The organism is Mangrovibacter sp. MFB070 (genome assembly GCF_000705335.1).
Lineage (GTDB): Bacteria > Pseudomonadota > Gammaproteobacteria > Enterobacterales > Enterobacteriaceae > Mangrovibacter > Mangrovibacter plantisponsor.
This window is the reverse complement of sequence record NZ_JJMI01000019.1, coordinates 299,625-312,989: the sequence shown is the minus strand read 5'-3', so window position 1 is coordinate 312,989 and position 13,365 is coordinate 299,625. Positions and strand designations below refer to the sequence as shown.

Below are 13,365 nucleotides of genomic sequence, written 5' to 3'. Positions count from 1 at the left end.
CTCAGTACTCACAGTGCCGGTGCTGGCATCGGTGTTGCCGGAACATTCATGGTGAAGCCGAACCATTTCTGTTGCAGTGCTTTCATCGTGCCGTCTTTGTTGGCCTCGATAATGCCGTCCTGGAACAGTTTGACCAGTGAAGCGCTGTCGGCATCTTTACGCCCAACCCAACCAAAATAGGTCTTCGGCCCCAGCATTTCCGGCAGTGTGGCAAACACACCCGGGCGGGCTTTGATAAGCGGCCCCAGGTTGGAGAGCGACTGGGCAACCCCATCCAGGCGGCCATTGGCCAGGTCAACATAGGCTTCGTCGAAGGCGACATATTGTTTAATCTCTTTGATCCCCGGTTTGCCGCTGGCTTTCAGTTTCTGATCAAAAGCCTGCAGCACCTGCAACTGGCCGGATCCGGTTTGTGTTCCCACTACTTTGCCGCTCAGATCGTCAGGGGAGGTGATGCTGTTGTCTTTCGCGCGTTTCAGTAGCGCGACGGTGGATTCAGCAATAGGAGCGGTAAACGCGAAGTGATCCACACGTTGTTTATTCACGGTAACCGCGGTGATGACGAAATCGAATTTTTTGGCATCCAGCCCGGGCAGAATGCCCTGAAAGGGGAGATCCAACTGATCCACTTTCACGCCCGGTAACGACTTAGCCAGAATGTGATTCATCAGATCCACGTCGTAGCCAACAATTTTATTGTTCTCAACATATTCAAATGGTGCGTAACGGGCTTCGGTAGCGATGGTCATGACCTTCGCTTCTTTAATCCGTTCCAGTAAGTCTGCGCTGTGTGCTGTCGTAGAAAAGGCGCTGGCAGTTACCAACATGGCCCAACAGGCTGCAAAGGAAAAACGCGTCAGTTTCATGGTTTCGCTCTCTGAAAGTGATATTCATTTTAGGAAAGTTACTTGAACGAAATGACATTTGCATGAATTGTGCCAGGGCGTAATCAGACAACCGGTGTTTTTTTATCTACTTGAAAAGTAATTAGTTAAGAAGATTGCCGCCAGGGACAATGCTATGAGAAGGAAAAAGTAAAAACGGGCGGTGTGCACAATATTGATGCTTGCGTTGCACGTTGATGGTGCGTTTTGGCGGTGGCAATGCAAATCACCTGCGGCTGGCCTTCACAGCCTTTCAGCGCATAGCCACCACGCGCTGCATCAGACTGTTGCTCCACAGACTGGTGAGTAGGGCTATCTTCGCCCAGACCGATTGAGTCGTGGGTATACACCATCACCCTTACAGCTGGTAACGGTTCAAGAGGCTGGCCAGTATATGAACGAGAAGCGTGTAGCACTTGATTTATGGCTGGCTACTATCATTCCAGCATCATGGGATGACTACAGGGCATTTGGATAAGTCTGATGTGGCGTTATTCGTGTTTATGGGTCTCGCTTAAAATATTGTTAGCTATATAGCTAATATTGTAATTATGAGTTAGTTTATTAGCTATATAGTTAACTTTGGGTGTTTACATGGCCAGCAGACAGGAAATCGGTAAAACGGTCAGCGAGCAACGTAAAGCGCTTGGGTATACCCAGCAGCGCCTCGCGGAGCTAACCGGTATTCACAAAGTCACTATCTCAGAAATAGAGAATGGTCGTTTTACAGGCTCATTCGATATCTTCGAGCGCTTGCTTGATGCAGTTGGCTTGCAGTTTAACGTGACACCTAAACGTCACGAATTACCTGATTGGGATGAGATTGATAGCTTGTTTTCGGAGGATGACTAATGGCCGTCGAAGCGAGCTTACCAGGTCAATGAATAAGAAGCGTGCAGCACTCAATTTATGAATTTATTTAATTCATGCCATATTACCTGGAGACGCCAGCAGTTACCTGCCAGACCGAACTATGATCCATTGCTGGTATAACGGCAGCCGAATAATACCGTTGGTATGGCAAAACGTACTGCCCGGCGGTGTTTATTAAAAGGGGATGATCTAACGGGTGAAATTGCAACCGGAATGTTGCGAATTGCATAAGCTGAATTGTTTCAGCTATGGGGCTTTTTTTTAAAGTAATTCTGGCTCAGTTACGCTTTCCGGGGAATAACCATGTTATTCATTATTGGGCGGCTGATTAATATATTCCCCAGGTAGTGAGCCAGCATAAAGTGACTTCATGGCAAAGTAAAGTATGCCATTAGCCGGAACACCTTCAATGGTGGGTTTCTGCCAGTGGCAATGGCGCTGGCGGGGTGGCATGCAGTGCGTTTAAGAACAGGGTTACCGCGTTCTCAATCACTAAAGGGGTGCCGGTGATATTTTTGGTATAGAAAGAGATTGCCAATTTTTCAGTGGTTGCTTTGGTAATATGCACAAAATAATACTCGGCTAAACCATAACTGGCTTTCAGAATAGCGTCTTTGTCGTACTGGGTTTTATCCAGTAACAGAGTAAAATATTCACCCAGTGAGTTAGAGCCTTGTACCACAGTTTCCATTATCGAAACCTCACATTAAATCCATCTTTAAGTTGCCTTGCAAATTGGCGCAGCTAAGAACCAGAACCTGGCGCCAGGAAAAGTTTTAATAGTCTTTTACGGTATTTCTCCGCGTTTTGGGGGAGATGCATTTTGATTTAAATCACTATGTTGTTAATTAACCGCTGCAATGGTTTTTGGGGCTTTTGTAGTATGTTTTTCAGACAGCGATAATACCCGTGCATCATGCTGAGTGTGGTTCTCTTTTTGGTTACTCTTTTCACGGTGGAAAGCAGTTGCAGCATTATCTGCCGTATAAATATTGTGCTGCCTGGGGGCGGGGTAATCAGAGTTGGTTTGCCGTTATCCGGCTTTCGGGAGCGTTGCTTCCCGGGCGAGCGGGAAGCAACAAAAGGAAGGGTTAGTTTAATTCAGGCCAGTATGCTTTATTCGCCTCAATAAGGTCATCGAGAATCGCTTTGGCAACCGTGGCGCTGGGCACTGTTTTTGACAGGGTAATGGCCTGCCACAGCTTTTGGTAAGAATGCTGTTCCCAGGCATCCACCACCAGTTTTTCCACCGCCACCTGCTGGCCCATCATCCCTTTCTGGAAATGCGGGATTTCGCCAACAGTCAGGGGTTCCGGCCCGTTCTTCCCAACCAGGCAGGGGATCTCCACCATGGCATCGGCATCAAAGTTGGCAATTGCGCCATTGTTGGGAACAATCAGCAACATGCGCTCCTGGGTGTTGAACGCAATGGCAGCAGCCAGGTCAACAATGTAAGAAGCATGTTCGTCGATTTCCAGTTCTCCCGCACTGGAATTCCCTGCTTCAATAATGGCCCGGCAGGCACCAAATACCTGTTTTTCACGGTGGTCCATTACTTCGTTTGCCCGCGTTCTTTCCGGGTTGGAGTGAGCCACCACATAATCCGGGAACAGGTAATACTTCAGGTAGGTATTGGGCAGGGTTGCGCTGTCCAGCGCCTGGACATCTTTTGCTTTGGCAAAGGTATCGTTCCAGCTGGCTTCGGTATGGGTATCTTTTGCCGGGGGAACATAGCCGTGTTGCGCCACATAGGCTTTCAACTGTGGCATTAAATCATTACCTGCCAAATCTTCGATTTGGGTCCACCAGCCGAAGTGGTTCAGGCCGTAGTAACGTACACGCATTTGCTTGCGGTCTTTCAGCCCGACAATTTGCGCCATGCGCCCTTCAATGCCAATGGGCATATCGCAAATATTAAGTATTTTTGCATTTGGCCGCAGTCTGCGGGTGGCTTCTGCAACAATGGCCGCCGGGTTGGAGTAATTCAGCATCCAGGCATTGGGGGAGTATTGCTCCATGTAATCCACCAGTTCCAGTACGCCGCCAATAGAGCGCATGCCGTAGGCAATTCCACCCGGGCCACAGGTTTCCTGGCCCAGAACACCATGGCGCAAGGGGATTTTTTCATCCTGCTCACGCATGGGGTATTTACCCACGCGGATATGGGCCATCACAAAGTCCACGTCAGTAAAGGCTTCTTTTGGGTCTGTGGTGTAGCTGAACGCGATATCAGGCGCCTGCTCCTGCAGAATTACTTTGCAGGCTTCGGCGATAACTTCCTGGCGTGCGCCATCGTTGTCATAGAATTTCAGCGCTCGTAACGGGAAGCGGTCCTGGTTCGCCAGCAACATGAGCACAATGCCTGGGGTAAAGGTACTGCCGCCACCGGCGATTACCACTGAAAATTTATTTGTCATACTGCCTCCGTCATGGTGTTGGATTCATTCGTTAAAGCGGTTTTCATCAGGCTTTCAAGTTGGTCCCGCACCTGCGGAACATGCAGCCCGACAATCACCTGGATACTGTTGCCATGGCGCACCACGCCATGAGCGCCAAGGGCTTTGAAAACGTCGTCACTTTGGGTTTGCGCTATATCCACCAGGGCAATACGCAGGCGGGTGGCGCAGTTATTGATGCTGTCGATATTGGCGGCTCCGCCCAGCGCTTCCAGGAACCCGAAGGCCTGGCCGGTACGGGTATCTCTGGTGGCAGGGGCCGGGGTTTTTCCGCGGGCAGCCTGGTAGTCGGCCTTGCTGTACAGGCGCACTTCACTGGCTTCACGGCCGGGGGTTTTCAGGTTGAGCCGCAGAATCAGGGTGCGAAACACCACAAAATAGAGTGCGGTGAAACACAGGCCGACCCCAATTTGGGTGAACATCATGCCGCTGTGGTGGTGGAACATCGGGATCCAGTTTTGGGGTAAAAACTGGTCCAGTAAGCCGCCGCCAAAGTTGCCAACTACGCCACACAGGTACATCACTGTCGCCATGGTGGCAGCCAGCACGGCATGCACGGCAAACAGCAGCGGGGAGATAAACAGGAATGTGAACTCCAGTGGTTCGGTAATGCCCACCAGAACGGCGGTGAGTGTGGCCGGGATCAACAACCCGGCAACTTTTACCCGGTTTTCTGGCGCGGCAGTGACATACAGCGCAAGGGCAATTCCAACTGAGCCAAACACCTTGGAATTACCGTGTAAGGCAAAACCGCCTTCAGGGAACAGCGCTTTCAATGGTTCGCTGCTGTTGCTGAATTCTTGTAAATGTTGTGCCCAGTAAACCTGAATACCGCCTTCGACCGCGGCCGGGCCAAAGATAAACGGGCCGTAAATAAAGTGGTGCAGCCCGGTGGGGATCAGAATGCGTTCCAGGAAGGTATAGATCCACACGCCAGTGGCACCGGCAGTGCGTAAAAATGCCTGTAATGATTCAATGCCCATCTGGATTTTCGGCCAGCCCAGTAATGTCAGCCAGGCACAGGGGATCATTACCAGAAATGCAATAATTACAACAAATGACGTGCCCTGAAAAATACCCAGAAAAACGGGTAAGGGTTTATCGAAAAAACGGTTATGTAATGCCGTAACTATGCCGGATATAGCAATTGCGCCAATAATACTGGTATCCAGAGTTTTTATTCCGGCTATCAGTGTCAGGCCACTTCCTGCAACAGGATCCTGAGTAAAATCTACGCCGAAAAAATTTCCCCAGGTCATTCCCATGGCATTAATAAAATAGTTCCAGGTGAGGAAACTGATTAGTACGGCAAGGCACGCTCTGGCCTGAGCCTGCTTTGCCAGGCCAATGGGCAGGCCGACGGCGAAGATCAGGGGCATATTGCGAAATACGCTCCAGCCACCTTCTTCGATAATATGAACAATTTGTGCAAATAAGCTTTCCGGCGCGGTCAGTGACTCCCCGACAAAAAGCGGGTTGCTGAGCATAATAGCTATGCCAACAACCATTCCTGCAAACGGAAATAATAATACCGGGGTGAACATCGCACCGCCGAAACGTTGTATTTGACTGAGCATTGTAAAATCCTCACATAAACCAACCGGGTAAGAGGCCTTATTTCATTGTCGTGCTGGCCGGTATTGAGAATAAGAACTGGCGCATGCGATGGCCGGGTGAGAACACCGGGTTTGTGATAGCTTTCAAAGTTTAATTACAGCGCATGATGTCTACTTTTTATTGTGAAACCAGACAAGTGCAGAAACTGGCTGAAGATGTGTTACTGGTTTTTCTATTAGTTAATTGTTTTTAAATAACTTTATAACGGAAACGCCAGTTCATTTTACTCATGGCTGAGGCAAAAAGAGGTCCAGTAGTGATCTATAAATCAATTGCAGAACGGTTACGGGTGCGCCTTAATTCATCGGATTATGCTGTGGGCAGCCCGTTGCCTGGTGAAAAGGCGCTGGCACAGGAATTTGGTGTGGCGCGCATGACAATTCGCAACGCGCTGGATTTACTGGTGAGCTGGGGGCTGGTGGTTCGCCGCCATGGCAGTGGCACGTTTGTCGCCCGCAAAGATGTTCACCATGAAACCAACAGTTTATGCGGCCTGGCGGAAGTGCTGCGCCTGCAGGGCAAAGAGGTTGCCAGCCAGGTGCTGAAATTTGAAGTGATGCCCGCACCGCCTGCAATTGCCCGGCAACTGCGGGTGCAGCTGAATGACCGGATCTGGTTTTCCCGCCGCCTGCGTTACGTGGATGGTAAGCCTTTGATGCTGGAAGACAGCTATATGCCTGTCGTGCTGTTTCCTTATTTATCGCTGGCGCATCTTGAAGGGTCGAAGTTTGATTATATTGAGAAAGAGTGTGGGCTGACGATTAGTGGCAACTATGAAAGCCTGACACCCGTGCTGGCAGACCGGCAACTGGCTGAACGGCTAAATGTTGCTGAGCACACGCCTTTGCTTAGGATCAGTTCGTTGTCTTACAACGACAGCGGGGTATTCCTCAATTACTCGGTAATGTACCGTAATACTCGCGAATACCAGGTGGATTACCATTTGCGCCGTAGTGCGCCGCAACAGCCGTTATTGTGAGTGGTCAGAGAGCAGCAGGCAGGGTACTGGCGCTGCTCTCTGGTGCGGGCTACTTACAGGTGACTGTTAGCGCGACGCTACCGCGATTATTGTGGTAGGTTTGCCATGCATCATTGGCGAAAGCGTAGAGGTAGCCGCTTGCCTTAGGTGTGAAGGTGGTTGTGTCACCAATCAGAAAGACTTCATGGGGTAATTTTTCATCCTGCTGGCTTCCCGAAGGAAAATCGTTGGCAACCATACCAACCAGCGCGAACCAGGGGTACTGTTCCTCACGTTTGGTGTACCAGAAATCAGCGGTGTGGTTATGGGTGAATTTCTGGTAGAGCGTTTCGGCTTTACCTAACAGTGATGAAACGCTGTGTGCCAGTTTGCTCAACTGAAATTTGCCGTTATCGCAGCCTGCCGGGCCACTGGGGATGTCACTATCCATCCATTCACCCTGTGCCTGAAGGTGGTAAGTTTTCCCGGCTTCCAGGTACAACCCGGTTGCATTCCAGTGCTCACGGGCAAACACCGTGACAGTTGTATCGCCACCTTCAGCCAACACTGTGGTAGGCCAGTAGCCACCCTGGGTCAGCGGTGGGTTGTGGTAGCGGTTTAATGCAGACGAGTGTAACTGGCTGGTTTGCGTGGTAAAGCAGGGCACATTCCGCGGGCGGGTTTTCAGCGATTTAAAGACACCGGTAACGGAATCATGCAGGTAGCCCAAATAATCCGGGTGAAGCTGCGCCATGGTATCCGTGCGAAACGCCAGCTCACAGGCCTGCGCTTCTTCCATCATCCATTGCAGGGCTCCGTCTGATAACGCACTTTGCCCATAGCCCCCGCCCACATCAGCATGGACACCAGGAAACCAGATTTGCTTCATATCCGTATGGGCTGTTTCATTGCTCCACAAGGTGGGGGAAAAGCTCTGGCGCTTTTCATCTATGGCAATGGCGTGGCGCGCGTGCTTCACAATGTTACTCAGATTGGTATCGTGGAAGCGGTAATTGTCCGGGTTGTCCAGCAGGTTGAGCAAAGCCATATCATCCGGCACACCCAGCGCACCGACTGTGTCCCACACGCCAATAAATTCAATACTGACACTGTGCCGGGTGGGTGCCCCCTGCGCCACATTGAAAAAAGCGCGCTGTGCAGTAGCGGTTACCGGTTTAGCCTCATTTTCTGGGGTCTTGTAGATCTCGAACAGGTCTTTAATTGCTGCCCAGCGTTGTTTTTCATCCATTTTCGACGCAACCGGGTCCAGCAAACCACAGCGGGCAATCATTCCGCCAAGGCTGCGCACGGTCCAGGAACCACGGCTGAATCCGAATAACCAGATACGCGCTTCTGGCTGGTAATTTTGTGTCAGCCACCCGTAAGCACTCATAATATTTTCATTCAGGCCTGCACCGGTGCCTCCTCCGGCCATGCGCTGAAGCCAGGTGCCGTCTGTGCCCACCCCGGGGTGATAATAACGGCGTTGTGCCGGGTTGTTCTCCAGCGCGTTATAGAGTTTCACTACATTAGTTGGCGCCGGGAGGTCGTCGTCCATTTGATCTGGCGTATTCCAGGTACCATCACAACAAATAATAAGATTGAGCATGGTTATATCCTGTGTGTAGGGTTGTTTTCGCGGCCCTGAAAGACAGGGCAATTATCCATTTATAGTTCATGGTTATTACATTTTGGCTATTTTTATTGCTGCCATGGTAAGGCTTGTGGGCTACTCCGGCTGATGTATGCCGCTGGCTATTCATGCTTTTTTCGCATTTTTGGGAAAACCAGTACTGAGTCCCAATAATAATCAGGAAAACGGGATGTGAGAGCTGGTATTTGCGGGGTTTTAAACTACGTCGTATTTCACGGATGCTAATTTTTCACGTAATTCCCAATTAATTTTGCATCAGGGCGTGAGTCTCATCACATAGAAAAATAACAGCGCGTTTATCCATATTTCCAGCAGGATATTTCCGACGCGCCAACTATTTTCAAATCTGACTGTCGTTAAAAAAACGTAACAAAATCATGATAAGCGGCAACATTTCATGGTCTGTTGTGTATGCCGCATTTTCTTACCGCTGTCCTGACGAATAAATATGAGGCTGAAAATGAGTAAGCAATTTATTGCCAGTATGTTGTCTGCATTACTGATGGGGGCGGCGGTGTTGTCTGCGCCGTTGCACGCCGAAGAAAAAACGGTGGTGAATATTTCCAAAGTTGATGGTATGCCCTGGTTTAACCGCATGGGGGAAGGGGTGGTACAGGCGGGAAAAGACTTTGGCGTGAATGCCTCCCAGGTTGGGCCTGCCAGTACCGATGCGCCGCAACAGGTTAAAATCATTGAAGACCTGATTGCCCGCAAAGTGAATGCCATCACCATTGTTCCGAATGATGCCAACGTACTGGAACCTGCGTTCAAGAAAGCGCGCGATGCCGGTATTGTGGTGTTAACCAATGAATCCCCGGGGCAACCCAGCGCTAACTGGGATATCGAAATTATTGATAACCAGAAATTTGCGGCTGAATACGTTGAGCACATGGCGAAGCGTATGGGCGGTAAAGGCGGCTACGTTATCTATGTGGGCAGCCTGACAGTGCCGCAGCATAACCTGTGGGCAGATTTGCTGGTGAAATACCAGAAAGAGCATTACCCCCAAATGCATGAAGTGACCCGCCGTATGCCAGTTGCGGAAAGCGTGGATGATTCACGCCGCACCACGCTGGATCTGATGAAAACCTACCCGGACCTGAAAGCCATTGTCTCCTTCGGTTCTAACGGGCCAATTGGCGCAGGCCGTGCAGTGAAAGAAAAACGCGCGAAAAACAAAGTGGCGGTGTACGGCATGATGATCCCGTCGCAGGCTGCTTCGCTGATCCGCAGTGGCGATATTACTGAAGGGATCACCTACGATCCGGCAACGGCTGGTTATGCACTGACGGCTGTCGCCAGTACGTTGCTGAACGGCGGCGCCATCAAACCTGACTTTGAAGTGAAGAACCTGGGGAAAGCGGAAGTGGATATGGATAAACATATCATTCGCTTCCACAAAGTGTTGTTGGTGAATAAAGACAATATCGATTCGCTGTATTGAGTTTGGTACAAGGCCGGGGGCGGTTATGCCCTCTGGCCGGTTGGTGCCAGCACCAGGACCGGGTGGATTACGATTATGGAACCGTTTCTTTCACTGCGTCATATCAGTAAAACCTTTCACGGCACCCGTGCGCTTAACGACGTGGCGCTCGATTTTCTGCCCGGTGAAGTGCACTGCCTTGCCGGGCAAAATGGTTGTGGCAAATCCACACTGATCAAAATTATTTCCGGGGTTTACCGCCCTGATGACGGTGCGCAGATAACTCTTGGCGGCCAGCACTGGTCGCGCCTGACGCCTTCGGCATCTGTTGCTCAGGGGATCCAGGTGATTTACCAGGATCTCTCGCTGTTTCCCAACCTGAGTGTGTGGGAAAACATTGCCGTCAACCACTACCACCACGGCTGGCTGGTGAAACGCCGGGCACTACGCCTGGTTGCTGAACAGGCAATGGCGAGTATTCATGTTTCCCTGCCACTGGATGCCCCGGTGGAATCGCTGTCTATTGCCCGTTGCCAGTTGGTGGCTATTTGCCGTGCGCTGGCCCAGGATGCCAGGCTGATTATTATGGATGAGCCCACGGCTTCGCTAACCCACCAGGAAGTGGAAGGGTTGCTGGCGGTGGTGCGCCAGCTTCGGGAAAAAGGTATCTGTGTGGTGTTTGTCAGCCACCGGCTTGAAGAAGTGCTGGCGGTGTCGGACAACATCACGGTTCTTAAGGATGGTGAACTTGTGGGCACGTACCCGGCAGCCGATATGACAACGCAACACCTGGGTTTCCTGATGACGGGGCAGCAGTTTGAATACCAGACCCGCGCACTGCGCCAGAGTGCGGGTAGTACGCCGGTGCTGGAAGTCGTGAACTTGTCACGGGCCAGGGAATACCAGGATGTGTCGTTTCAGGTGGAGGCCGGAGAAGTGGTGTCCATTGTCGGGCTGCTGGGTGCCGGGCGCACTGAACTTTGTCTGAGCCTGTTCGGGCTCACCCGGCCAGACAGCGGTGAAATCCGCATTAATGGCCGCCCGGTGAAACTGCGCAGTAACCAGGATGCTATCAGCCAGGGCATTGGTTATGTCTCAGAAGACCGGATGAACCGTGGGCTGGTAATGGCGCAGTCTATCGAGAATAACGTTATCAGCACGGTGTTCCCGCAGGTCACTAATACTGTGGGGCTGATTGATGAAACCCGTTGCCGGGGCCTGGTGTCCCGCCTGGTAAAAGCGCTGAGCATTAAAGTGCCTGATGTTCATTTGCCGGTGAATACGTTATCGGGGGGGAACGCCCAGCGGGTATCAATTGCCAAATGGCTGGCGATTACTCCCCGGTTATTGATTCTCGACAGCCCAACGGTTGGTGTGGATATCGCCAACAAAGCCGGGATTTACCAGATTATCAGCGACCTGGCGAACCATGGTATCGCGGTAGTGATGATTTGCGATGAAATTGAAGAAGCCTGGTACCAGAGCCACCGGATTCTGGTGATGCAGCAGGGGCGGTTAACCCACAGTTTCCTGCCAGAAAACAGTACACAAGAGATGATAGCCGGGGTGGTCAATGGCTGATTTATTCAAACGCCACGAAACCTGGCTGGGGCTACTGATTGTGGTGCTGTTTGCCGGGTTGGCCTGGAAAAGCGATGAGTTTTTTACCCTGAGTAACCTGTATGACCTGGTGAATAACTACGCCATGTTAACCATTCTGGCCTGCGGGCTGTTTATGGTGCTGATTTCTGGCGGTATTGATATTTCTTTTCCCGCCATGACCATTATTGCCCAGTACGGCATGGTGTTGCTGTTGCACCACATTGGCGGCAACTTTGCCGTGGCGTTTTTATTGGCAGGCGGTATCGGTGTGCTGCTGGGCCTGGTCAATGCTCTGCTGGTTAATCGCCTGAATGTGCCGTCTATCATCATTACTATTTCCACGCTGAATATTTTCTATGGCCTGCTGTTATGGCTGAGCAAAGGGGTGTGGCTGTACGATTTTCCCCCCTGGTTCGAAAAAGGCATCATGCTGTTCAAATACACAGATGCAGATGGCTATGACTACGGGCTGAGCCTGCCATTACTGGCGATGCTGTCGGTGGTGGCACTGACCGGGCTTATCATGAATTTCACCACCACTGGCCGCAAGATTTACGCCATGGGCGGCAACCGGGAATCTGCCAGCCGGATTGGCTTCAGTGTGTTGCGGCTGCACCTGTTTGTTTATGGCTATATGGGTTTTCTTTCGGGTGTGGCGGGTGTGGTTCAGGCCTGGACAGTTCAAACCGTGGCGCCTGATTCACTGCTGGGCTATGAACTGACAGTGCTGGCGGCGGTGGTGCTGGGCGGAACCAGTCTGGTGGGCGGCCGGGGTACGCTCACCGGTACATTATTAGGGGTGATTTTACTGGCGGTAGTACAAAACGGCCTGAATTTACTGGGCGTATCCTCTTACTGGCAAACACTGATTACCGGCAGCATCATTGTTGTGAGTATCAGTGCGACTGCCTGGAGCCAGCACCAGAACCGGAGTCTGTTATGAAAATCGCCTGGCGTAATAATGTGGAGTTTTACCTGGTGGGGTTGTTGTTGCTGGTGGTGGCTGCTTTCAGTGTACTGATGCCGGATATTTTCTGGTCGGTCAGTAACTTTCAGTCAGTGGCGTCACAAATGCCGGTGCTGGGGATCCTGGCGCTGGCAATGGCGATGACTATGTTATGCGGTGGGATCAACCTGTCGATTATTGGCACGGCCAACGCCTGCTCTTTGGTTATGGCCTGGGTGGCAACCAGTTATCCACCTGGCTGGATATCGGCACTCGGTGCATTGGGTGCCGGTGCCGGCACTGCGGTGCTTATCGGTTTATGTAATGGCGTATTGATTGCCGGGATACGGGTATCGCCCATTCTGGCAACCCTTGGCATGATGACCCTGCTGAAAGGTATCAATATTTTGATAACCGGCGGCAGTGCCATTGCCAATTATCCGGACTGGGTGTTGTGGCTGAACCATGCTCAGTGGTTTGGTATCCCGTTGCCTTTATGGCTGTTTGCGCTGGTAGCGCTTGGGCTGTGGGTTCTGCTGGAGAAAAGCCCGTTGGGCCGTGCCATCTACCTGATTGGCTCTAACGAACGGGCGACACACTATGCCGGGATTAATACCCGCCGGGTGCTGATTCAGGTGTATATGATTTCCGCACTGTTGTGTGCGGTTGCCGCATTTTTAATGATGTCCAAACTGAATTCTGCCAAAGCCTCTTATGGGGAATCTTACCTGCTGGTGTCTATTCTGGCGGCGGTTCTGGGCGGGGTGAACCCCGATGGTGGCAGCGGGCGTATTATTGGTATGGTGCTGGCGTTGTTTCTCCTGCAAACCATTGAAAGTGGCTTTAACATGATGGGGGTCAGCCCTTATCTTACCATGGCACTGTGGGGCTCATTATTGCTGTGCTTTATTCAGGTACGCGGCATGATGGGGGTATCCCGGCCTGGTTGAAA

Annotated in this window: 11 protein-coding genes and 1 pseudogene; 6 read left to right on the top strand and 6 right to left on the bottom strand. The window is 51.3% G+C overall.

Going from position 1 to position 13,365, the window contains the following annotated elements; genetic code table 11:
* Positions 1–8: 8 nt before the first annotated feature.
* Positions 9–827 (bottom strand): transporter substrate-binding domain-containing protein, encoded by an 819-nt coding sequence (locus tag DT73_RS08005; protein WP_051691309.1) that lies wholly within the window; start codon positions 825–827, stop codon positions 9–11.
* 344 nt (positions 828–1,171) lie between these two features.
* Positions 1,172–1,243 (bottom strand): annotated as a pseudogene (locus DT73_RS27060) (hypothetical protein); the annotation flags it as partial.
* A 235-nt stretch (positions 1,244–1,478) separates the two neighbouring features.
* On the opposite strand from DT73_RS27060, the gene DT73_RS07995 reads away from it, so the two are divergent.
* Positions 1,479–1,736: a helix-turn-helix domain-containing protein gene (locus DT73_RS07995; protein WP_036106667.1), complete on the top strand. Its 258-nt coding sequence runs from the start codon at positions 1,479–1,481 to the stop codon at positions 1,734–1,736.
* A 427-nt stretch (positions 1,737–2,163) separates the two neighbouring features.
* Here DT73_RS07995 and DT73_RS07990 read toward each other — a convergent pair whose 3' ends face one another.
* From DT73_RS07990 to DT73_RS07980, 3 genes are all read right to left on the bottom strand, one after another.
* A complete protein-coding gene (locus DT73_RS07990) occupies positions 2,164–2,448 on the bottom strand; it encodes a hypothetical protein (protein WP_036106664.1) in 285 nt (94 codons plus the stop codon).
* A 400-nt stretch (positions 2,449–2,848) separates the two neighbouring features.
* Positions 2,849–4,174: a 6-phospho-alpha-glucosidase gene (locus tag DT73_RS07985; protein WP_036106662.1), complete on the bottom strand. Its 1,326-nt coding sequence runs from the start codon at positions 4,172–4,174 to the stop codon at positions 2,849–2,851.
* Positions 4,171–5,790: an alpha-glucoside-specific PTS transporter subunit IIBC gene (locus DT73_RS07980; RefSeq protein WP_036106660.1), complete on the bottom strand. Its 1,620-nt coding sequence runs from the start codon at positions 5,788–5,790 to the stop codon at positions 4,171–4,173. The genes DT73_RS07985 and DT73_RS07980 overlap by 4 nt, the downstream gene beginning before the upstream one ends.
* 296 nt (positions 5,791–6,086) lie before the next feature.
* On the opposite strand from DT73_RS07980, the gene DT73_RS07975 reads away from it, so the two are divergent.
* Entirely contained in the window at positions 6,087–6,809 is a 723-nt protein-coding gene (locus tag DT73_RS07975; RefSeq protein WP_036106657.1) for a GntR family transcriptional regulator, read from the top strand.
* A 49-nt stretch (positions 6,810–6,858) separates the two neighbouring features.
* On the opposite strand, the gene DT73_RS07970 is transcribed toward DT73_RS07975, so the two are convergent.
* A complete protein-coding gene (locus DT73_RS07970) occupies positions 6,859–8,397 on the bottom strand; it encodes a DUF2235 domain-containing protein (protein ID WP_036106654.1) in 1,539 nt (512 codons plus the stop codon).
* Between the two features lie 505 nt (positions 8,398–8,902).
* On the opposite strand from DT73_RS07970, the gene DT73_RS07965 reads away from it, so the two are divergent.
* From DT73_RS07965 to DT73_RS07950, 4 genes are all read left to right on the top strand, one after another.
* On the top strand, positions 8,903–9,886 hold the full coding sequence (locus DT73_RS07965) for an autoinducer 2 ABC transporter substrate-binding protein (RefSeq protein ID WP_036106927.1): 984 nt from the start codon (positions 8,903–8,905) through the stop codon (positions 9,884–9,886).
* A 75-nt stretch (positions 9,887–9,961) separates the two neighbouring features.
* Complete coding sequence (locus DT73_RS07960) at positions 9,962–11,446, top strand: sugar ABC transporter ATP-binding protein (protein WP_036106651.1); 1,485 nt, start codon at positions 9,962–9,964, stop codon at positions 11,444–11,446.
* The gene (locus DT73_RS07955; protein WP_036106648.1) at positions 11,439–12,410 is read left to right on the top strand and encodes an ABC transporter permease; all 972 of its coding nucleotides are present in this window, start codon (positions 11,439–11,441) and stop codon (positions 12,408–12,410) included. The genes DT73_RS07960 and DT73_RS07955 overlap by 8 nt, the downstream gene beginning before the upstream one ends.
* Positions 12,407–13,363, top strand: coding sequence for an ABC transporter permease (locus DT73_RS07950; protein WP_036106647.1), 957 nt, complete (start codon positions 12,407–12,409; stop codon positions 13,361–13,363). The genes DT73_RS07955 and DT73_RS07950 overlap by 4 nt, the downstream gene beginning before the upstream one ends.
* Positions 13,364–13,365: the final 2 nt, after the last annotated feature.